Annotated in this window: 15 protein-coding genes and 2 pseudogenes; 7 read left to right on the top strand and 10 right to left on the bottom strand. The window is 58.7% G+C overall.

All coding sequences use genetic code 11. From position 1 onward, the window contains the following. The 3 genes from GA0061098_RS39670 to GA0061098_RS39665 all read right to left on the bottom strand — a co-directional run. Nucleotides 1-221, bottom strand: a 221-nt coding sequence (locus tag GA0061098_RS39670) for a transposase (RefSeq protein WP_129591069.1), incomplete at its 3' end; no start/stop codon positions are given. Between the two features lie 468 nt (nucleotides 222-689). Next, nucleotides 690-1,055, bottom strand: a complete 366-nt coding sequence (locus GA0061098_RS44415; RefSeq protein WP_129591068.1) for a hypothetical protein — start codon at nucleotides 1,053-1,055, stop codon at nucleotides 690-692. Nucleotides 1,056-1,192: 137 nt separating this feature from the next. Next, nucleotides 1,193-2,587, bottom strand: a complete 1,395-nt coding sequence (locus tag GA0061098_RS39665) for an FAD-binding oxidoreductase (RefSeq protein WP_091966992.1) — start codon at nucleotides 2,585-2,587, stop codon at nucleotides 1,193-1,195. Nucleotides 2,588-3,602: 1,015 nt separating this feature from the next. Here GA0061098_RS39665 and GA0061098_RS44410 point away from each other — a divergent pair. The 7 genes from GA0061098_RS44410 (at nucleotide 3,603) to pimD (ending at nucleotide 14,611) form a co-directional block, all read left to right on the top strand. Further along, nucleotides 3,603-4,034 (top strand): hypothetical protein, encoded by a 432-nt coding sequence (locus tag GA0061098_RS44410; protein WP_129591067.1) that lies wholly within the window; start codon nucleotides 3,603-3,605, stop codon nucleotides 4,032-4,034. Next, complete coding sequence (locus GA0061098_RS39660) at nucleotides 4,031-5,824, top strand: ABC transporter ATP-binding protein (RefSeq protein ID WP_091966990.1); 1,794 nt, start codon at nucleotides 4,031-4,033, stop codon at nucleotides 5,822-5,824. Before GA0061098_RS44410 ends, GA0061098_RS39660 begins: the two co-directional genes overlap by 4 nt. 1,804 nt (nucleotides 5,825-7,628) lie before the next feature. Then, nucleotides 7,629-7,799: a hypothetical protein gene (locus GA0061098_RS45465; RefSeq protein WP_165637910.1), complete on the top strand. Its 171-nt coding sequence runs from the start codon at nucleotides 7,629-7,631 to the stop codon at nucleotides 7,797-7,799. 621 nt (nucleotides 7,800-8,420) lie between these two features. Next, a complete protein-coding gene (locus GA0061098_RS39655) occupies nucleotides 8,421-9,269 on the top strand; it encodes an acyl-CoA thioesterase (RefSeq protein WP_165637911.1) in 849 nt (282 codons plus the stop codon). A 734-nt stretch (nucleotides 9,270-10,003) separates the two neighbouring features. After that, nucleotides 10,004-11,137, top strand: coding sequence for a mandelate racemase/muconate lactonizing enzyme family protein (locus GA0061098_RS39650; protein ID WP_091966986.1), 1,134 nt, complete (start codon nucleotides 10,004-10,006; stop codon nucleotides 11,135-11,137). Between the two features lie 1,075 nt (nucleotides 11,138-12,212). Then, nucleotides 12,213-13,400 (top strand): pimeloyl-CoA dehydrogenase large subunit, encoded by a 1,188-nt coding sequence (pimC, locus tag GA0061098_RS39645; RefSeq protein WP_091966984.1) that lies wholly within the window; start codon nucleotides 12,213-12,215, stop codon nucleotides 13,398-13,400. 68 nt (nucleotides 13,401-13,468) lie between these two features. Beyond that, the gene (gene pimD / locus GA0061098_RS39640; protein WP_091966982.1) at nucleotides 13,469-14,611 is read left to right on the top strand and encodes a pimeloyl-CoA dehydrogenase small subunit; all 1,143 of its coding nucleotides are present in this window, start codon (nucleotides 13,469-13,471) and stop codon (nucleotides 14,609-14,611) included. Nucleotides 14,612-15,524: 913 nt separating this feature from the next. Here the strand turns inward: pimD and GA0061098_RS39635 are convergent. The 7 genes and pseudogenes from GA0061098_RS39635 to GA0061098_RS39605 all read right to left on the bottom strand — a co-directional run bounded on the left by GA0061098_RS39635 (nucleotide 15,525) and on the right by GA0061098_RS39605 (nucleotide 20,760). Next, nucleotides 15,525-16,688, bottom strand: coding sequence for a TlpA disulfide reductase family protein (locus GA0061098_RS39635; RefSeq protein WP_091966980.1), 1,164 nt, complete (start codon nucleotides 16,686-16,688; stop codon nucleotides 15,525-15,527). Nucleotides 16,689-17,331: 643 nt separating this feature from the next. Continuing rightward, nucleotides 17,332-17,634 (bottom strand): annotated as a pseudogene (locus GA0061098_RS39630) (transposase domain-containing protein); the annotation flags it as partial. After that, complete coding sequence (locus GA0061098_RS39625; RefSeq protein ID WP_245323911.1) at nucleotides 17,591-17,875, bottom strand: IS66 family transposase; 285 nt, start codon at nucleotides 17,873-17,875, stop codon at nucleotides 17,591-17,593. The pseudogene GA0061098_RS39630 and the gene GA0061098_RS39625, both read right to left, overlap by 44 nt. Before the next feature lie 69 nt (nucleotides 17,876-17,944). Continuing rightward, nucleotides 17,945-18,298: an IS66 family insertion sequence element accessory protein TnpB gene (tnpB, locus tag GA0061098_RS39620; RefSeq protein WP_091966978.1), complete on the bottom strand. Its 354-nt coding sequence runs from the start codon at nucleotides 18,296-18,298 to the stop codon at nucleotides 17,945-17,947. Between the two features lie 45 nt (nucleotides 18,299-18,343). Then, a complete protein-coding gene (locus GA0061098_RS46615) occupies nucleotides 18,344-18,550 on the bottom strand; it encodes a hypothetical protein (RefSeq protein ID WP_245323912.1) in 207 nt (68 codons plus the stop codon). 236 nt (nucleotides 18,551-18,786) lie between these two features. Next, nucleotides 18,787-19,297, bottom strand: a pseudogene (locus GA0061098_RS39610) (IS66 family transposase); the annotation flags it as partial. Nucleotides 19,298-19,491: 194 nt separating this feature from the next. Further along, a complete protein-coding gene (locus GA0061098_RS39605; RefSeq protein WP_091966976.1) occupies nucleotides 19,492-20,760 on the bottom strand; it encodes an MFS transporter in 1,269 nt (422 codons plus the stop codon). Nucleotides 20,761-20,918: the final 158 nt, after the last annotated feature.

The following is a 20,918-nucleotide window of genomic DNA, read 5'->3' as shown; positions in this document are numbered from 1 at the left end:
GGGGGAAAATCCGTCGGCAAGGCTCGCCATTGGCAGCCACTCCACAGGACATAGAAGATCGCCTCGACGATCTCGCGCAGATCGACCTCCCGCGGCCGACCCAATCGGTGTCGCGGCGGCATCTTCCGAGCGATCAGCGCCCACTCGGCATCGGTCAGATCGCTTGCGTAACGCAGTCCAACGCGCTGATACTGGAGACGAGCGGCTTTGGTCCACGGCATGGTGTCCTCCCTCGAATCTTTGCAAATCCGAAGGAATCACAAGCCCGCCAAAACCGCTCACCCTTTTTCGGTCAGGCTCTCAGGATAAATCCGATGGCGAGTTTCTTTGCTCCATTCCCGGCATTGGGGTCCATAGCGGCTCCGGCTCTCGCTGCGACGTGGCAGATCCGACCAAGTTTAGTGCCGGGTGGGCCCTGGCATGGCCCGACGGCTAAGCAGAAGTCTACCGCCGGGGAGGATCGGTTCGGTCACATAACGAAACCCTGCGCATCCTATCGGGCGCCCCTTGTCATCGAAGCGGCGTAACGTCGTCTGTTAAACAAACGTGCGCTCCCGAGTCGGAGGCGGCTGGATCGAAGCTCTATTTAAACGGCCTCTGCCTATGGTCGTGGTTGGTGCCTGCGCCTTGCGCCTTGCGTCGCAAGAGGTTGCTCGACGCCTAGATGGCCTCAAGGCATGCAAGGGAAATCACCAAATTCCCGTCGGGAGGTTGGCCGCCCGATCGGTTGAATGTGGCGCGCGAGGGTTACAAGCCTGATCGGCGTCGCGCGATCGCAGTGCTTGCAGGATCAGTCGATGATCTTGAATGGGCCGTGCTCGCGAGCCGCAGCTCCACGCCATCTTGAACAGCAACTGGAAATTTGCTGTGGCCGTGGCGAGCAGCCGCGACATCGCGCAAGGCTGCAAAGGGGGGCGAAAGGCAAGGTTAGCAGTTTCAAAATCCTGAATTGTTTGCGCGTTACCTCCTTCGATCGGGGCTAACTCTTTTTCGCGCCAAATGGTGAGAGGGGCTTCGTACCGCATTGGTAGCGCGACCAGTTCGAGGGCTTGCATCTCGGCGATCTCATGGGGCCGGTGTAACCTGTAAACCGCGACGGCTGGGCAATGACGGATTAGGCCTCCACTTGCCGAAAGGCTCACGCGCGTTCGACCGTTACGACCGAGATGGCCTGCGCCGTCCTCGCATCCTCTCACATCGTGAAAATTCGTCCCGGGTTCAAGATGTTGTTCGGATCGAGCGCTCGCTTGAGCGTACGCATCGCTTCGATTTCCTCGGATGTCCTACTTATCTTCAGATACGGTCGCTTAACTATGCCGATGCCGTGTTCCGCTGAGATCGATCCGCCGAATTCACCGGTGATCTGATAAGCAAGCCTCTCTAATTCGTGCCTTCTGTCGGGCGTGTGCTCGTGATGTAGCTCGATATGCAGGTTACCATCGCCGGCGTGACCGAAGACGATTGTGAAAGCGCCGGGGTCGATCTCCTTAGTACGCGCGACAATCGTCTTCACATACTGATCCATCCGGTCGATGGCAATGCTGACGTCGAGAGCGATACGTGCGGCATAAGGAAACGTCCGGGCAAGTTCTAAGCTGCAATCGCGGATACGCCATATCGCTTCTGCAGAAGCATTCGACGTCGATAGCGTCGCGTCAAGGATCATGTTCGCGCGCATTGCGGTGTCGAGCAGCTTGTCGAGATCGGCATGGATACGATCGGCATCGTCACCAGAGGCCTCGATCAAGACATAGAAGGGATAGTCGACCGACAGCGGCCGAACCACACCGTTCACACGCTCGAGCACGAGGCGGTAGTACTCGTTCCACATCACCTCAAATGCCGTCAGTTCTGCACCCAGAAGTTTTCGCGCCATCCCCAAGATCGAGATGACCAGTGCAAAGGAGGGCAGGGCGCAAAGCGCCACTTGCCGCTCCTTAGGCGCAGGAAGGATGCGCAAGGCTGCTCGCGTCACCACGCCGAGAATCCCCTCGCTGCCGATGAAAAGCTGCTTCAGGTCGATGCCAGTGTTGTTCTTGATGTATTTGCGCAAGCCCTGCAGCACCATGCCATCGGCGGTAACGACTTCGAGGCCAAGGATCAAGTCACGCGTCATGCCGTACCGAACCACGCGATTGCCGCCGGCATTTGTCGAGATGTTGCCGCCGATAGTACAGCTACCGCGCGCGCCGAGATCGAGCGGGAACATGTAACCTTCCTGCTCGACCCGTTCCTGTATCTTTTGCAGAGGCGTGCCGGCCTGCGCCACGGCTGCGCCTGAGGAGGTGTCCACCTCCTCGACCGCATTCATAAGTTCCATCGATAGCACGATTTCATCCGGATTGGGCAGGGCGCCGCGCACCAACCCGGTCATGCCGCCCTGCGTCGTCACTGGCACTTTTTCGCGGTGACAGCACCGAAGCAACGCCGAGACATCTTCCGTCGTCCTAGGACGGACGACCGCTCGCGGCTGCGCGACCGGTCTACCGGCCAAATCATGGTAATAGCGAGAGTCAATGTCCTTGCCAGTCAGCACCGAACCCTTGCGGACCGCCTCGCATAGTCGGTCGATGAAGTTGTCGGTCATCTCCCCTCACTCGATCTAATCATGATGGCATGGCCCCTTGTTAGAACGCTGCAGCGTTCTCGTTGCCTTGCCGGGCTAGGTTCTCAGCAACCGTTCTTGATGTTCGTCGGGAACCATCAATCTTCTCCGCGCATTTGTGCCGATCTAGCAATCTTCATCGACACCCCCGGAAGAACCCACTGCTCTCGGGCTGCGCTGTCTTCCCAACTAGCAATCGGCGTGCCACTCGTGCAATTTGATGCGCGCCTAGCTTCAATTGGGTCTGCCGCTAGGGTCAGCTCAGCCGTGCACGACGCTCGCCGCAAGGCGTTCTTCCCGGCGCAAACGACCGCTGCTCCTGTTCGGTTTCTGACGACCGTACGACGGCCGTGGCGTTAAACAACCAAGCGTCACCTGCCGACCTATGGCTTTTCTAATCCCAAACAACAGCTTCACACGTTTGCAAGGTGTCGGCACGGTTGTTGCTACTCAAGGCCGCGATAGCGGCGCAGGACGAGCGGTGCTCTTTCTAGGCGGTGTTCGACTAATGGATATTCGCTATTGGAGGCAAGTGTCGCTCGCTGCCGCCGGCATACCGACAATGCCAGTTCGGCCGCACTGTTGCATAGATGCTGGAGCAAGAGACGGTGCAACGGCCAGACCGAGCAAATCTGTTGGTTGCCGGCAGAATCAACCCGCGCATGCACAACGACCTTCTACTTGAAAGGAAACTCGCGACTTATCTCGACGTCCCCAAACAGTTCTCGAACTCCCCGTCGTTGAGGAAAGAACAGAGGCAATGCGGATCGCTTTCGGGCTCCCAAATCCTGCGGCCGCAAGACGGAGCGTCGTATGCGTGCGCTGACGCGACAAGCCTGGAGCAGGGACGTCGCACTTGCTCATCGAAGGACGCGTGTGCAATCGGGAATACGCGTTATGAAAGTTTATGATGCGATCTGAAGCTCCTCTTTGGCGTTCCACGACGGTTACGGTCGTTGCAAGCAGTACTGCCAATTCAGCGGATCTCGGGCAAGCAGTGAAGATCCTGCAGGGACTGTGGAGCTGGACCGGAGAATCTATTGGCGTGCTATTCGGCAGCGACGATGACCGAAAATCCTTCAGTGACCACGGTCAATCAATCTACCGCAGCATTATCGATACCCCTGTGTTCTTGCAAGATGACCAGATCGGCTACAAACGATCCCACCGCCGCGGCGGCGGTACTCGAGCCGGCGAGGATTTCCGTGATCAGGTCTTATTCAACGATCGCGCGCTTAGTTCAGCTGTTCTTGCAGGATTTTCGGTCGGGCCGTTGACCGCCTACGTTGATCGGGGCCGACGTCCCGCTCTCCCGAAGCAGCGAACAACGCACCGTTTTCCAATGACACTCCTGTCGTGCCTTGTGCTGCCATGCGTCAATTTAGACGGAGACGGCCCGCGCTGTGAGTGCGGCGGGATTGCGCCATGATTGTTTCGGACGGCAAACGACCCGCCGCTTTCCGCGAGGTGATCCCGTTCGTGTTCCAGCACTGGCTGAAGCAGCCTGTCCGCCTCACGATCGTGTTCGTCGGCTTTTTAGGTGCATCCGTCGCCGACCTGTTCATGCCAATCTATTCGGGCCATCTGGTCGATGCATTAACGGCGGGTACGCACGATCTGGCCGCACGGCATGCGGCGCTTGTTGCGTTCGGCGGCATCGTCGCGCTGGGGCTCGTCTCGCTCATCCTGCGGGTTATTGGCCTGCAGGCCATTGTACCATTCACGCTCAAGACGATGTCCGATGTGGTGCGCGAAGCCTTCATGCGGGTGCAGCGCTCCTCGACCGATTGGCACGCCAATTCGTTCGCCGGCTCGACCGTGCGCAAGATCACGCGTGGCATGTGGGCGCTCGAGCTGCTCAATAATACCGTTCTAATGGCATTGTCGCCTTCGCTCGCCGTGCTTGTGGGGGCGATGATCCTGCTTGGCCTGCACTGGCCCGCGTTCGGCGGCGTGATCGCGGTCGGCGCGGTAATCTATGTGGCGATCGCGATAGCGATGACGAGTAGCTATATCGCGCCAAGTGCACGAATATCCAATGCTTGGGATACCAAGATCGGCGCCACGCTGGCGGATGCGCTCACCTGCAATGCCGTGGTGAAATCATTCGGCGCGGAGGCACGCGAGGACGCGCGGCTCGACATTGTCATCAACCGGTGGCAGGCACGGGTATCGCGCACCTGGCTGCGTAGCAACGCAAGCGGTTTGTTGCAATATTTGATGATCTTGTGCTTGCGCGGTTCGGTAATCGGCGGCGCTATCTTGCTGTGGATAGCGGGGCGCGCTTCCCCGGGCGACGTTACCTATGTGTTGACGAGCTATTACCTCATTCACGCCTATTTGCGTGAGGTCGGCATGCACATCAACAATCTGCAGCGTTCGGTGAACGACATGGTGGAGCTTGTTACGATTAGCGGTGAGCCGATCGACATCATCGATAGTCCGGGGGCCAAGCCGATCGATATCCAGGGCGGAAGGATAACATTCGAGGATGTGACCTTTCACTACGGGGGGCACCGCGCGCCGCTTTACGACGGCTTGTCGATCGACATCCGCGCCGGCGAACGCGTTGGGCTGGTCGGCCGATCTGGCTCGGGCAAGACCACGTTTGTCAAGTTGGTGCAGCGGCTCTATGATCCCTCGGGCGGGAGGATCCTGATTGACGGCCAAGATATTGCCAAAGCGACACAGCAATCGCTGCGCAGTCAGATCGCGATCGTGCAGCAGGAGCCGATCCTGTTCCACCGCTCGCTGGCGGAGAATATCGCCTACGGCCGGCCTGGAGCCAACGTGACGGCGATCGAGCAGGCAGCGCGGCTCGCCAATGCGCACGACTTCATCCTGCGGCTGCCGAAGGGTTATGGTACGCTGGTCGGCGAGCGCGGTGTAAAGCTGTCGGGGGGGGAGCGGCAGCGGGTCGCGCTGGCGCGGGCGTTCCTCGCTGACGCGCCGGTATTGGTTCTGGACGAGGCGACCTCGAGCCTCGATTCGGAATCGGAGGCGCTAATTCAGCAGGCGATGGAGCGATTAATGAGGGGGCGCACTTCGATCGTGATCGCGCACCGGCTCTCGGCGGTACGCAACCTCGATCGCATTTTGGTGTTCGATCGCGGTGAGCTCGTCGAGCAGGGCACCCACGACTCCCTGGCTCGGGCCGGCGGCATCTATCGACGGCTGTTTGAACGGCAGGCCACCGGTAGGGCCTCGGCGAGGAGTTAGCCAGTCAATTCCGGACCTAAGCGGTGCATCGAAATCCGACCATCGGAGGCCTTCAGGTGACGGCTGCATGGTGTGTCAACTCGAGCACGATCATCTTTGGAGTGGCGCTATCCAGATGGTCGTTCCGAGGGACGTTCCTGCTTCCACGCAAGCTCTAAAGCACGTTGCGATCAGACATGGACTATATCGGCGGGGCTAGTTGGCGCATTCGTCGGAAGTGAAGCGGCCTTGAAATCGCAAAGGGCGTTAGCGTCTAGGGCCTGTCGCAGTGTTCCTTGAGTTTCACGAAGGCCATTTTGGTGGATTGGGATTGGCCTATAGCGGCAAGAACAGGAGGCGCGCGTTGGCGGCGATGAGGCGCGCCTCCTCGTCGTTCCTATGGTTGACAACTGTCGAGGATTACCATTGCGCAGCATGGGAACGAGAATGTGCTCGGCATCGGAAGAAATAGTTGGCATCAGCCCGTCGCGCGCAAAGGGCATTCGATTCCTCGCGGGTCAGGCGCGCAAGAAACATCGGCCTTCCAAGCCGTTTGGCGCATCGCACGAAAGCGTGTGCACGAACTTCCAGGCCGATCAGCAGCTCATTGCCGTCGCCGGCCAGGTGTGTCGAGGAAAATCAGCGCGCCGCCGAGCCTCTTCTGCGGCAAGAACACGATTCCCAGCGCGCTCAGAAACTTCGGCGGCAATCCTATTCGCTGGCGCACCTGGCATTTTCTAGACGCTGATTCACCAGCGGAAAAGAAGCGCGACAGCATCGACTTGTCGGCCTCGATGCCATCGGTGGCTCGCCTATCACGCGGCCGTGCGGAAGCTGCAGGCCATTGCCATCCGAACTCTGATCGGCGGGACCGGTTCGGCGAGCCTATTTCACCAAATCGCTGATCGAGTTGGCACCACCTGATCCGGCTCGACATCATAAGGACGTATGAGAGCTGAGATTTGGTCCAATAGCAATGTTGAGCATCATCCCGTTCCGTGCCTCCGTCTCATTCATGTGCTTTATTCGGAAGTCGAACATGTTTGTCCGCTTAGGTGATCTGAGCAGAGTGATGCAACTTCCCTGGGCTGTATCTGCGACTATCCGCGTTGCTCATTCGCGTCCGTTTGCCGCGCCTACGATACGTTCGGGTTTCCTCAAAGCCGAGTAACAACATTCCGGCCGCGATCAGGTTGTCCGATTGTCAATCAGCATCCATCAACGTGCGCATGCTAACAGCGTGAGGGAGCATCACTCCAAGTTTTGCGGCACATGGAAGAATGCCTTCATAGCTTTAGGAGTATGGGTGCGATCCGCGGACGATGCGATTCGAGCGGTCGCCAGCTTGCTGCTGCCAGATAGGAAATTTAGTACATATAGCTGCATCAAGGCCAAATGGCGAGCTTTGGCATCTCGGCAGCTAAGCTCAATCTGGCTAGGATGATTGGAAAAGTGCCCTGTGAGAACGGCAGGATATAGAAGGCGTAAGTCCCTTCGCTAAGCCTTAAGCTGGGACGGACCAAGCGCGAGGTTCGTGTCCAATTTCTGACAGTCCCAATCCCCCGTCAGGTTCAGAATACCGGAGTCTTTGTTGAGGTTTAGAGCGCCATCAGACGTTTAGCGTGCGTTCACCGCGCTGGCATTGCCGTTGCTAAGCGGTCGCTTCTTGCTGACGTTGCGTCATCGAAACCTCGCGCCAACTTTGGGCATGGCCGTCAACGGCCAGCGCTCACCGCATGTCCACAAAATTTGATCGAACGTGGACCTCCACTGCCGCTATAAGGTGGCCTGAGGCCAAGGGTAACGACAACAAAGGAGCGGCCCGATGCTGATCGACTACTCCGCCATTCTCGGTCTCAAGACCGAAGCCGTTCCCTATTCGTGGCGTGATCGCGAGGTGATGCTTTGTGCGCTAGGCATCGGCATGGACTGCGATGCTCTTAACGAGAAGGAGCTGCAGTTTGTCAAGAGGTATTTGCAACACCCAAGCCGCTAAAGGTGGTTCCGACTTTTGCTTCCGTCTGTGTCTGGGGAGCGCGCGGGCCGCAGCTCGTCCAGCGGAGGAGCCGCACGGGAGGCGATCCGTTGCAACGATCGAGCTCAAAGCTGCCCCCGGCATGCCTCGGAGACGCAGGGGTAGCAGGCGCTTACGAAATTAGTGGGCGCTGTCGGCCTATTTCTGCCTATGACAGCGCGGACGAGCGTCATCGCCAAACGTTGGGCACCAGAGGCGGCGGTTTTCCTTCGCGCGTCGTAGTCGGGCTCTGCCGTGTCCGGTTTCAACCCTCTGTGTTTGGAACGCGCCGCCAGGGCAAAATATTTCGTCGGCGCGACACGAGTAGATGAATTGCATCTCCCCAGCATTCACAGCGTCTTTTGGCACACCGATTGCTGCAGCGACCATAGAGCATTGTTGCGAAATGCCAACGTCCAGGAGTTCATGCGAAGGGCTCGATTTCCTCAAATCGCTCCCATAGACAGCAGCACTGTCGCGTGCCGTTCCGCACATTTGCGGTTGCAGAAAGCGATTCGAAGAAACGCCACGAAATCTCGAAAGTTTTAGGTTCGTGCCTGTGCCATGCCCGGAAATGACGCCGAAGAAACAGAAACCAAGTCAATGTCCCAAAGCCTGATCGACCTGCTCGCTATCGTCGACGTGGAACAGATCGAAACGAACCTATTTCGTGGCAAGAGTCCGAACACCAACGCTCAACGGGTGTTTGGCGGCCAGGTAATCGGGCAAGCGATGGTCGGGGCATGCCGTACGGTCGAAGGTCGGCTACCGAACTCGCTGCACGGCCATTTCATCCGGCCCGGTGACCCCCAGGTGCCGATCATTTACCAGGTCGAACGGGTGCGTGAGGGCAAGAGCTATTCGACGCGCCGCGTCACGGCAATCCAGCGCGGCAATGCAATCTTCTCCATCACAGTGTCGTTCCATGCCGGCGAGGAGTGCGTCTTTGATCACCAGAACAAGATGCCTCGCGTGCCGCTGCCGGAAAAGCTCGTAGAGGAGGAATTGCCTAAGCAGCCGCTGTATTGTGAAACGACGGAATTCATCCGGCGCTATTACGCGATAGAGTTGCGCCCGGTCGAGATCGGTCGTTATGTGGGGCAGAAAATTGATGACGGTCGCGTTCATATCTGGATCAAGGCCGCAGGGAGGTTGCGCGACGATCCAGCGCTTCATATGTGCGCGCTGGCCTATGCCTCCGATTACTCGCTGCTCGATGCGGTGACGGCGCGCTATGAGCGTCCATTGTTCGACAGGCGGATCATGATTGCAAGTCTCGACCACGCAATGTGGTTCCACCGCCCCTTTCGGGCCGACGAGTGGCTACTTTACGCCAAAGAGTCTCCGAGCGCGCAAGGCGGACGCGGTCTCGTGCGCGGCTTAATCTTCAAGCCAGACGGCACGCTGGTCGCGTCTGTCGTCCAGGAAGGTTCGGTGCGCGAGGGACGCTGAGCCTTCTGGCATGTGCGTATAAACGCGATGCAAGTTTTCGAATATCCTGTGCCGTCGATCCTCTGGCAGGAGGGGGTAAACCTCTTCCAGGTGCATTGTGGTGCTCGGCTGTGTCAGGTTGAAGTCTATGTTGACAGTCTGACAGCAAGCGCAACTTTGTTTCCGGTGTGGGATGAGGACATCGATTTCGTATCTCTTCAAGTATAGGCGTCTGGTGGCATGGTCATTGCTGGGAAAGGTTAAGCATCGTTGGAAGATGGTGGACACGGTAGGCGCGGCAGGAGTTTAAATGGCTTCCTCATTTTGGCTAAATCAATGTCAACTAACCCAGGTACGATAGAAGTTGGGGGGCTTAGCTGCGAAAAAGAATGGACGATAAACAAAAATCCGATCCCGGGTGGGGGACGCCCTTCACCGACTCGCCGTCGGCCTGGCGACCAGGAGTTGTGCTGTCCGGGGATGCACAGCGAGAGGCCGTGCTGCGCGGCTCCCATGGCGCTGCCTGGGCGACAACCATTGCCCCACCATGGTGACTACTGGCGCTCTTCGTGCACGCCTTCGACCCGTTTCTGACAGCTCTAAAATGATCTTCAATGCATCGATTATCGTTTCCTATCTGCGAATATTCCCTAAGCAGACGCTTAATGCGTTTAGACGCCGCCTCGCGCCGTTACCTATTTCGAAGCGACTACCCCGAGTGAGGAACGTAGCAGCACTGTAACAAGACAAAGCCGATGAAGATCACGAACGTTCGCACTCATGTCCTTCAAGCCACGCTATCGGAGCCTCTCGCCTCCGCGCGTGGCTGGTACGATACGCGTACAGCGATGCTGGTCGAAATCGAGACCGACCAGGGTGTTGTCGGGTGGGGCGAATGCTATGGACCGGCGGGGATAACGGCCGCCGTGGTCGAGAGCGTCGCGCCATGGCTAATTGGCGGGGATCCGCTGCGCACAGAGTATCTCTGGCAAATGATCTATGCGCGCCTGCGCGATCATGGCCAGAAGGGTGTCGTGATAGAGGGCTTGAGCGGTATCGATATCGCGCTCTGGGACATCAAGGGCAAGCATTTTGGCGTTCCGGTGCATCAGCTGCTCGGCGGCGCGCTGCGGACTCACATCGTCGCCTACGCGACTGGCCTCCAGCGACGCCAAGCTGAAGATCCGGTCCGGTATCTGGCCGAGGAGGCAGCGCGCTACGTCGCGGAGGGATTCTCGGCGGTGAAGCTCAAGGTCGGCTTCGGTGTGGAGGAGGATGTGGTCGCGACACGCGTCGTGCGAGAGGCGATCGGGCCCACTGTGTCGCTGATGGTGGATGCGAACCACGCCTTTGACAGCGTCGCCGCGATCCGCTTGGGCCGCATGATCGAGAAATACGATGTCAGCTGGTTTGAGGAGCCGGTGCCGCCAGAGGATCTTGCCGGCTATTGCGCGGTAAAGGCGGCAATCTCGATCCCGATCGCAGGCGGAGAATGTGAGTTCACCCGCTTCGGGTTCCGCAACCTGTTCGTCTCGGGCGCGCTTGATATCGCGCAGCCCGACATTTGCGCGGCCGGCGGATTCTCCGAATGCAAGAAGATCGCCGATATGGCAGAGGTGTTCGGCGTCCGTTATACTCCGCATGTTTGGGGCACCGGGATTGCAATTGCCGCGTCGCTGCATCTGCTCGCCGTTCTGCCGCCGCACACGCGATCCTCGCCGATATCAGTGGCGCCCTTGCTGGAGCTCGACCGAACCGAAAACCCGCTCCGGCAGGCGATTGTCAGGGAGCCCATCGAGCACACTCGCGGTATCGTCCCCGTGCCTAACGGGTCGGGATTGGGCATCGAGATCGATCGCAAGGCGCTGGCCCGATTTGCTAGGCGGTGATCAGCCGCAGCGCGCGTTCGCAGCATTGCTGATTGGCATTGCGCTAGTCACTCAACTCTCGCGACCCCTGCCACGCATCTGATGATCCGGGCAGACGGCGACCATCTTCGCTCACGTTTACGTTCACGATGATCCCAGGTCTCGAATCAGCATTGTTCAAGCGAAGGCTGATCGAAGAACCGTCGAGCTAGATCATGACGCCGGTGGTCTGCTTAGGACCGGTTATTGCGGTACGCTGCTCGTCGAACGAACTGGCAAGTCGACGATGGCAGCATCAAGGACTGCGCGAGTGTTGGAAGCCGTATTGGGACCTCCTCGCTCGTGAGCCGTCGTTTCGAAAACGCCTCAGCTGCGCGTCTTGCTAGCGCAACCCCGAGCCTTCTGCATTCGACCGTCCGCAGGCCCACAGCACTCGGACGGCAGGCGGACGTTAGCCCACATCTATTCGCATCGAGCTGAGAGATAATGAACGCTAGCAAATTTGGACCAGCCGGTCGCGCGGCTATGGAAACGACGGTCGCCTAATGCTTGTCCGATCTCGCACAGCGTACGATGTCTGTTCGGTTTATAACGCCGGTGATTGTTCGCGAATTACAGATTGTCTTCAACTGGCACGACCGTTGCTATGGACGTTGGTGCAGAGCGGCGGCCCCCCTTTGAAGGGGCGGCTGAATGCATTTAGGAGTGCAGGATTGGCGATGTTCTCGCTCCCGAAATTGAGGATGCCTATTCCTGGCGGAGATAGAATGCGGAAATAGCTAAGCAATGTTTCACGCTCGCTTGATGGGAAGCAAGACGCCTCTAGTCGTCACACTTTGCGACAAACTGAAAAACGAGAAGTCGAATCGCGGACATGAGGCACCATCGTCTAACGGGTTCGCAGGAGCCAGAAAAGGGAAATCGTTGGTATCGCCACGCAAGGGCGCTGATAACAGGCGGATGCTGTGCCCTCGTCAGCCCTCTCGATACACTTCGCGTTCAGCCCCACGTCTCCTCGAGGCCTCTTCCAATTGGCATGCATGGAGAAGAAGTCGCCATCCTAACGGCCCCGCTTATTCGGGTGCAGGAGAATTCGATGGATCTTGTATTCACCGAGAAAGAACAAGCATTCCGACATCAAGTGCGGCAGTTTCTGCGCGACAATGTATCGCCGCAGGTGCAGCGCAAGATGATCGAAGGCCGCCATGTGTCGAAGGAGGAAATGGTGACATGGTGGCGCATCCTCAACAAGAAGGGGTGGAACGTTAGTCCTTGGCCGAAGGAATACGGAGGCACAGGCTGGAGTTCGGTTCAGCATTACATCTTCAGGGAGGAGCTGCAGATGTATCCGGCGCCGACGCCGCTCGCCTTTGGCGTCGGCATGGTCGGCCCTGTCATCTATACCTTCGGTAATGAAGCGCAAAAGCAATACTACCTACCGCGCATCGCAAACGTGGATGATTGGTGGTGCCAGGGTTTTTCGGAACCCGGCGCTGGCTCGGATCTCGCCTCGCTCACGACCAAGGCCGAACGCAGGGGCGACAAGTGGATCATCAACGGCCAGAAGACCTGGACGACGCTCGCGCAGCATGCCGACATGATCTTCTGCCTCTGCCGCACAGATTCTAGCGCTAAGAAGCAGATGGGCATTTCCTTCATCGTGTTCTGCTTGGATTCCAAGGGCGTGACGGTGCGTCCGATTCAGACCATCGATGGCGGACATGAGGTCAATGAGGTCTTCTTCGACGACGTCGAGGTGTCCTACGAAAACCTCATCGGCGAGGAGAACAAAGGCTGGGACTACGCAAAGTTTCTGCTAGGCAACGAACGCACCGGCATTGCGCGGGTTGGCGTCTCCAAGGAGCGAATCCGGCGCATTAGGGAGCTGGCCGCAACCTTCGAAAGTGGCGGCCGGCCTATGATCGAGGATCCCATGTTCCGGGAGAAGCTCGCCATCTCTGAGATCGAGCTGAAGGCACTCGAGCTCACGCAACTGCGCATTGTCGCCGACGAAGGCAAGTACGGTAAGGGCAAGTCAAATCCTGCGTCCTCCATGCTGAAGATTAAGGGCTCACAAAGCCAGCAGACCGCGACTGAACTCTTGATGGAGATGATCGGGCCCTTCGCTGCGCCCTATAACGAACATCCAGATTCGCCGGATGAAGCGATGGACTGGATCGTGCAGATGGCGCCGAGCTACTTCAATAATCGCAAAGTCTCAATCTACGGCGGCTCCGACGAAATCCAGCGCAACATCATTGCCAAGGCGGTGCTTGGGCTCTAACCCTTCTTTTACACCAGCAAATGGGACCAGCAGGAGGTCCACATCTGTCGCCTGGAGAAGCTTAAAATATGGACTTCAATTTGTCTGAGGAGCAGCGGCTCCTCAAGGAAAGCGTCGATGGGCTCTTGACCGATGTCTACGCGTTCGACCAGCGCAAGAAATATTTGAAGGAAAAGGGCGGCTGGAGCAGAGTGGTCTGGAGCCGCTTTGCCCAGCAGGGTCTGCTCGGACTCCCTTTTGCCGAAGCCGACGGCGGGTTTGGTGGCGGCGGCGTGGAGACTATGATCTTGATGGAAGCGTTCGGCCGAGCGCTTGTGGTCGAGCCTTATCTCGCCACCGTTGTGATCGGCGGCGGCTTCCTGCGCCATGGCGGTTCGAACGTGCAGAAGGCAGCTCACCTGCCTGGGATCATTGACGGCAGCAAGACCTTTGGATTCGCGCAACTTGAAAAGAACTCTCGCTATGATCTGAATGACGTGACTACCTTCGCGAAGAAGAGCGGCGATGGATGGGTGATTGACGGCGAAAAATTTGTTGTTCTCAATGGCGAGAACGCCGACACCTTGATTGTCACCGTGCGCACCAAAGGTGCTCAACGCGATAGCAGCGGTATCGCGGTGCTTCTGGTGCCTGCCGACGCGCGAGGCATCTCCAAAAAGAGCTACCTGACCCAAGATGGGCTGCATGCCGCCGACGTGAGCTTCACAAGTGTCGAGGTGGCCAGAGCAGCTGCGATCGGCGATCCCGAGAACGCGTTGCCGCTGGTCGAGCGGGTGGCTGACGATGCCCGCGCCGCGCTTTGCGCGGAAGCGGTCGGCCTGATGGACGAATCGCTGAAGGCGACAGTCGATTATATGAAGACGCGAAAGCAGTTTGGAGTGCCAATCGGCTCGTTCCAGAGTCTGCAGCACCGCGCCGCCGACATGTTTGTGGTGCTCGAACAGGCGCGCTCCATGTCGATGTACGCCACCATGGCCGCGGATATCGATAATGCTGCCGAGCGTGCAAAAGCCGTCGCCGCGGCTAAAGTGCAGATCGGCAGGAGCGGAAAATTCATCGGTCAGCAGTCGATCCAGCTTCATGGCGGGATCGGGATGACTATGGCGGCTAAGATTGGCCACTATTTTAAGAGGCTGACCATGATCGAGCACACGTTTGGTGATGCTGATTACCACCTTCGTCGGGTGAGTGAGACGGGCGTGTTGGCATGATTTGTGGCACTTTGGAAGCTAGGGCATGTCACCGATTCCACTTCGAACTCCATTCTGGAGAATGAGGGCCATCATGGATGATGCGACCCTATTCGTAAGACACTCGTGAACGCGCTCAGACACTGACTGACGCAGGGGAGACACTTCGTTCGATTGCAGAGGCGCTTCGGATCAGCCCCTCCTATGTAACGAAGTGAAAGAATTTGAGGCGGGAGACGAGACGCGGTCTGTCCGTCTAGATCGGTGGTCACCAAGAAGGCGGTTCTGTCCGGTGCCAATGCCAACTGACTGCGCCAGCGTGTTCGCTTGGGGCCATCAACCTGCAAAAGCTGACGCGGGAGTTGGTGACGCGCGGGATCAAGACAGATCTGCGGGCGGTGGGAACGTTTGTGCACGCAGCAGGGCTGAGTTTCAAAAAGCGATCCTGCCGGCTCAACAAGATCGCCCCAACATCGCCCAAATCCGACGGGCTGGAAGGCCCCATCAGAAAGCACTGTCCCTACCACACGCCGCTAACTTCAGTGGCCGCCTTTGGACTAGCAAAGCTGGCCACCTCGCCCCCAGGCCGACATTTGGCGGTATGCCTGATTTTGCTCTCGCAGTTGCCGCTTATGCCATCCTCGTTGCGCTTAATAGTTACTTTCGGTTTATTGGACGCAGTGGCGTATCTTGCCGTCGGCGTGTTCACTGCGGGGTTCGTTCTCCTCCCTACTCAGCTTCGCCAGCGGTAAACACTTCCTTGCAGCGACCATTGTTGTTGATCTCGCCGCATCGTGGGCCTGGACATTAGGGTGGCCGAGGAGAGTCTGAGAGAGAGTACCCACATTTTTGGATGTGGGTGTTTTGTTTTGACGGGACGGTCATCCTGGAACCCACACACCTCGCCCGGGCGGGATCGGGGTCACTCTCTTTTTCATCTTTTCTCCTCCGGCGCTTGCACTTTGGTAGTTTGCGGAACTCCGGGTTGCGGAGTCGCACAAAGAGCTCCGTAGCAAGCCTTCTCACCCTTGTAGTTGGCGAGCGCTTGGACCAACAGCGACATAACGTGCTGTTTCAGTTCGTTGGGGATAGGCTCAGGACCGTCCAGCGACTTCAGCGCCACCTCGACCAACTCGATCGCACGATCCTTGTTGCCGCTCTCGTAATAGTACTGAGCGACCGCCGGATAGGACAGGAACTTAGGGGCCTGGCCGCGTTGCGGAGGATTCAGTGCCAGGATGTGTTCGGACAACTCCTTACCCATTGCAAAGCGCTCGGCAGGCGGGAAGTGCGAGTTGTCATTCGCCGGATCGAAGAGCTGGCGCATCGCCCCGGCCATCCACAGCTCGGATTTCTTGTCTATTGCATCGCGAACCAATTGGCTCATGACCGGCAAGCCGGTCTGCAAGTCGTGCACTTTGTGAAGCAACAGATCCGCACGGAGCACGCGGAAGTTGACGTCGTCCGGCATCACCGCGACGGCCTCTTCGAGCGCCGAAAGCGCCTTCGCCCAGTCCTGCGCCTTCATCGCTGGCTTAAGTTTGGCGAAGATCGGCTCGGTCAACGCTCGCTTGCGCGCCTCTTTTTCGCCTTCGGCGATCCGCTCTTTTTCGGCGTTTCTAGCTTCATCGCTGGTGCGCCAGCCGCCGTTAAGAATTTTCGGCAGAACGCCATCGAGTTGCGTCGGAAAACCGATAAAGGCGATGTGGCCGTCACGGTCGACGACGAACGAGGTGGGAATCCCGACAGAAAGGCTGGGATCCATCCAAAGCTTGTTCATTTTCCCTGTGTAGTCGAATCCGACCCGGTAGTTGAGGTTCGGAAACTTTTCGGTCAACCATGCGTCCAAGTTGGTTCGGGCCTCGTCCGTCGTTCGAGCTTGTTCACAAGCTGCGACTCCGACGACCTCAACTCCGCTGTCTTTATATTTATCTTGCAGCTCCATCAGATGGGGCATGGCTGCGACACAGGGTCTGCACCAAGTTGCCCAAAATTCGACGATGTACACTTTTCCCGGCTGGAAGCTCGTGAGGGGCTCGCCACGCAGCCAGTTCTCCACCGTGATCGGAGGAGCAGGGGACTCTAAGCCCAGCGCCATGTTACTCTCCAAAGTTATCGTCAGAGGCTGCGCGACGTTTCGCGTTAGCTGATCTCTGATCGCGACCGCGAGTGGGGCTGCCTTGGTGTAGACGCGCTGCCGGGAGCGAGATCCGCAGCGAATGTCGGTGTCGCGGCGCTAAGGGCGACGACACAAAAGTCACAAGCAAAAAGCTCTTCCTCTCACAAGCGGGCCACATCGGTTCAAGGAAGGAGAGCATCGCTGGTCTCGCGTTTGGTGCGCTCAGCACTTTCAGTTGCTGACCCGAATAGCAACGTCCGTGCCAGCACCGTCTGCGTGCACTAAGTGCCAAATTGCGCATGAATAGCTCACCGGCACGGCGACCAGTGTTTTGAGCCCGACGGGCTTTGTGCCGTTGTCGGAATTTGAACAAGAATTGCGCACTTCGCGCCGCCGGAAAACTGATTTGATCTTGTGAGCCGCCGAACGGAAACTTGGTAATCTTTGTCCCCTAGCGGACAGGATAGAGGCGAGCGGCGATTTAGTCGGACTCAATGAGTCGAAGCTCGTGGACCCGGGACAGCAGTTCTGGTCGATGACGATGGAACCATTCGCGGGGCACTGCAGGACGCCCTTGAAGCCGGCTAGGTGGCTAAACAGCCGTACGCGCTCAGCCGGGGCCCTATTGAGGCTGGCTTGACGTTTTGCGGAATCGCCACGGCATGAGGTCTTCGATCCTGCTATGGGGATGGCCGTCGATGATCGCCTCGAGTGTTTCAGTGATGTAGGCAGCCGGGTTGACGCCGTTGAGCTTGCAGGTAGCGACGATCGACGCCAGCAAGGCCCAGTTTTCTGCCCCGATTTCATGACCGGCGGAGAGAGCATTTTTCCTTGTCAAGCAGACTGGCCGGATGGAGTTCTCGACCGGGTTGGTGTCGAGCTCAAGACGTCCGTCTTCGAGGAAGCGGGTCAGCCCCTGCCAATGATTGAGCTTCCTGCGCCGCGTCCAGGATGCCTTGCGCGATCTCCAAGTCTTCCGGGGGCAAGTGATACTGATCTGGCCGCAGCTTCTCGGACTTCGCGCCGAACTTCTCGCGTCGCAATTCGCCAAGAATGATCTCCAGCCGACGCCGCGCTTCCTCCGACGCGGCCAGCGCCCCCTGATGCTCGCTCAAGGCCGCCTGCGTTTGCGGTTCGTTTTCGTCGCGCAGCGCCGCGATGCTCATGTGCTATTTCGAGCACATCGCCGCCGCGCGTGCCACGCTCAAAATAGCTGCCGAGTCATTCTGCCGCAGTTATCCAGCGACCTGCGGGCGCCGTGCTTCTTCCGGCCGGACCAACCTCCAATCCAGCCCCTCGAACAAGGCCGCGAACATCGCTGGCGACATCCGCACCACGCCGTCCGCGATCGTTGGCCAAACGAACTTGCAACCTTCGAGGTGCTTGTGAACCAACACCAGACCCGTTCGGTCCCACACCAAAATCTTGATCCGGGCCGCTCGTTTCGATCGGAACACGAAGGCGGCCCCGCTGAACGGATCGAGACGAAGCATCTCCTGCACCTTCGCCGCAAGCCCATCGTGGCCACAGCGGAATTCGATCGGCCGCGTTGCAACGTAAATCTTCAGATCTGCACCGGCCGCGATCATCGTGACGCTCGCACCGCACGGATTACCCGGACAGCTGCTCGCCATCTATGGCCGTATCCGTCCGCAGTAGGACATCACCGATCGCGATCTCAAGCTTGATCGCCGGAACGTGACGCTCCTCCAACGCACCTTCCACGACCAGCGGCGCGAAACCGCCTCGCACCGCGGCAACACGCCTCGTTGTCGAAACCGCCGTCGCCAATCGTAGATCTGCCAGCGCGTCGCTCCGTGCTTGCGCGCCCCCTCGGCCACCTGAGCACCTGGCAACAGACTCTCGACGATCCGAGCTCTCTCAGCTTCCGAACGCACACGGCGCCCCGACGTCCTTCAAGAACTTCCAACCGGCTCACCGACCCCGCCGATGGGCCGTCTAAATGGACGTCCTTTTTGCTGTCCGATCCCATCTCAAACCTCCGTCCAAGTCGTAGGCTTCTTCGCACAGCTTCCAGATCCCGAAGCAAGGGTTCCGGCTAAGCGCTTACAAACAGCCGCTCGGCTTTGCGGTCGGGTACGTAGACGTAGGGGATTCCGGGTGGATCGAGACCGCCCCAGGGCCTGTCATCGGCTGCATAGGCCCAGAGCTGGCCGGTCTTGGTGCGCCCTCGACCGGGATCGAGCACCGGCACCGTCGTCTCGTCAGCAAACAGCTTGGACCTTGCGCGAAGCGCCGCGAGAAGGCGCTCATGCAGCGGGCGCAGATTGAAGGCCTCGTGCCCGACCCAGTCCGCGAGCGTTGACCGGTCGAGATGGATGCCTTGGCGGGCATAGATCTGGGCCTGCCGGTACAGCGGCAGATGATCGGCATATTTCGACACCAGAACCTGGGCGACGGCTTCGGTCGGCAGGCCGCCCTCGATCAGCCGGCCGGAGCCTCCGCCTGCATGACGACCTCACAAGCTCGGCAGGCATATTTGGGACGCCGAGTGACGACAACGCGGAACTGCGCCAACACCAGTCGAGCCGCTCGCTTTTATCCTCGCCGATCCGGTGCAGTTCGCCCTTGCTATTCAATCGAAGTGCTAGCGATCGCCAGTATCCGATTGTGGTCGTCTATGGCTCGCGCGCAAACAACGAGCTTTCCGAGGCACCGAACGCGAAGAGGAACGAACTGCAGCGGCGCCCTTGCAGCCATCGCCTACCGGGTCGTGAAAGCTCAAAAAGGCGCGGTGCTAGAGCGCAGGTTTGTCGTTGATCTACTCGGCGCTGACGCGGCTTCCCACGTTGCGTAGCGCTGGACTGAGACAAGCATAGGCAAGCAGGCCGGCCAGCACAACGGATTCGAGGAGAAACGGACCGGGAGGGAAAACCTCATAAAGGCTCACCGCGAACGGCGCGAAGAGCACATTAACACCACTGATCGCCCCAATAGCTCCGGCCACACGAGCCTGCTCTTTCATCGGAACGGAAAGGGACGCGCCGACGATGAAGCCCGGTCGGGCCAAGGAGAAGCCGAGGCTCGCCAAGGCATAGCCCAGGATGGCGATGGCATAATCTGGCGAGAGGGCGACCGAGACGCTGCCGAGAGAGGCCAGTCCGGCACCCCACCGCAGCAGGGTTTTCGGTGTCATGCGGAAAATGGGGATGAGGGCCCAGAGCGCAAGCAAACTGGCGAGAGCCCCGCAGACCATCGCAATCTCGATATGGCCTTGCGCCATGCGCAGCAAGTCCGGGGATGGGAGCTCAGGTCGCTCTTTGCTCGTTTTGTCGATGATAAGAAAACCCAACGTCTGTGCCAGCGCATTCTGGCAAACGAACAGCAGGAAGCCGTAAGCGATGAAGGGGACAAAGTTGGAGCGGAGCCACGGCGGTCCACGCGCCGTCTTATCACTCCGGAGCGGTGGCTTCGTCGCCAAGATCGGGGCCTCATCTAAATAGCGGGCGACAATAATCAGCATTGTCGTGGCGATCAGGGCAAACGCGTACAGCGGCCCTGCGTATCCAAAGCTTTCGATGATGAAAAGTGGCGCCAGCACTGGGCCAACCACGGTGCCAAGGCTAGAAGCCCCAGCGATGCTGGATATCCAACGCGTGCGGTCGGCAGGGCAGGTGCGCTCCGCGATATAGGTTTGATTCGCTGGGCCGGTGGCCGAGCCGAAGAGCCCATAGATCGCGCGACAGACGAGGAAAAATCCGAAGACGATCGTGGGAGTTGTCAAGTGGGCCAGGCCGGCGCTTACCACCAGGCCGCAGAGCACCATGGAAACCGCAAATCCAGCAAGGCCGATGATCATGAGGGGCTTACGACCACGCAGATCAGATTGACGAGCCCAGAACGGTGAGGTCACAGCCCACAATAGGGAGGAGAGCGAGAAAATGGCCGCCACCATCCAGTCCGCGATGCCAATCGAGCGGCCGATCGACGGAAGCACTGACTGCAAGCCAGTGTTGCCAATCGCGGTAGTTATCGAAAGACAGAAGATGATAGCGAAGGCGCGGCGCGAAAGCCTGGGCTTATCAGACATGTGGCGTTCTTGCTAACCCCGCTTGTTGCGAAAGTATTTGTCCGGCCGGCGTCCCACGTCTGTCAAAAGGGAAAGCAAGCCATCGAAACGCAGCTTATGCGAGTTCCGCGGCCGAAATTTCGTGTTGATCGTCCGTGCTTGCCGAACTTCGGCGTCTT

The organism is Bradyrhizobium shewense (genome assembly GCF_900094605.1).
Lineage (GTDB): Bacteria > Pseudomonadota > Alphaproteobacteria > Rhizobiales > Xanthobacteraceae > Bradyrhizobium > Bradyrhizobium shewense.
Note: the sequence above shows the minus strand (reverse complement) of the source record. Positions and strands in the feature narration are given on the sequence as shown.

Excerpts from the sequence above, each read along its gene's own strand:
- GA0061098_RS44415 (WP_129591068.1), bottom strand. The coding sequence starts at position 1,055 with ATGCAAGCCCTCGAACTGGTCGCGCTACCAATGCGGTACGAAGCCCCT.
- GA0061098_RS39665 (WP_091966992.1), bottom strand. The coding sequence starts at position 2,587 with ATGACCGACAACTTCATCGACCGACTATGCGAGGCGGTCCGCAAGGGT.
- GA0061098_RS39660 (WP_091966990.1), top strand. The coding sequence starts at position 4,031 with ATGATTGTTTCGGACGGCAAACGACCCGCCGCTTTCCGCGAGGTGATC.
- GA0061098_RS45465 (WP_165637910.1), top strand. The coding sequence starts at position 7,629 with ATGCTGATCGACTACTCCGCCATTCTCGGTCTCAAGACCGAAGCCGTT.
- GA0061098_RS39655 (WP_165637911.1), top strand. The coding sequence starts at position 8,421 with ATGTCCCAAAGCCTGATCGACCTGCTCGCTATCGTCGACGTGGAACAG.
- GA0061098_RS39650 (WP_091966986.1), top strand. The coding sequence starts at position 10,004 with ATGAAGATCACGAACGTTCGCACTCATGTCCTTCAAGCCACGCTATCG.
- pimC (WP_091966984.1), top strand. The coding sequence starts at position 12,213 with ATGGATCTTGTATTCACCGAGAAAGAACAAGCATTCCGACATCAAGTG.
- pimD (WP_091966982.1), top strand. The coding sequence starts at position 13,469 with ATGGACTTCAATTTGTCTGAGGAGCAGCGGCTCCTCAAGGAAAGCGTC.
- GA0061098_RS39635 (WP_091966980.1), bottom strand. The coding sequence starts at position 16,688 with ATGGCGCTGGGCTTAGAGTCCCCTGCTCCTCCGATCACGGTGGAGAAC.
- GA0061098_RS39625 (WP_245323911.1), bottom strand. The coding sequence starts at position 17,875 with ATGAGCATCGCGGCGCTGCGCGACGAAAACGAACCGCAAACGCAGGCG.
- tnpB (WP_091966978.1), bottom strand. The coding sequence starts at position 18,298 with ATGATCGCGGCCGGTGCAGATCTGAAGATTTACGTTGCAACGCGGCCG.
- GA0061098_RS39605 (WP_091966976.1), bottom strand. The coding sequence starts at position 20,760 with ATGTCTGATAAGCCCAGGCTTTCGCGCCGCGCCTTCGCTATCATCTTC.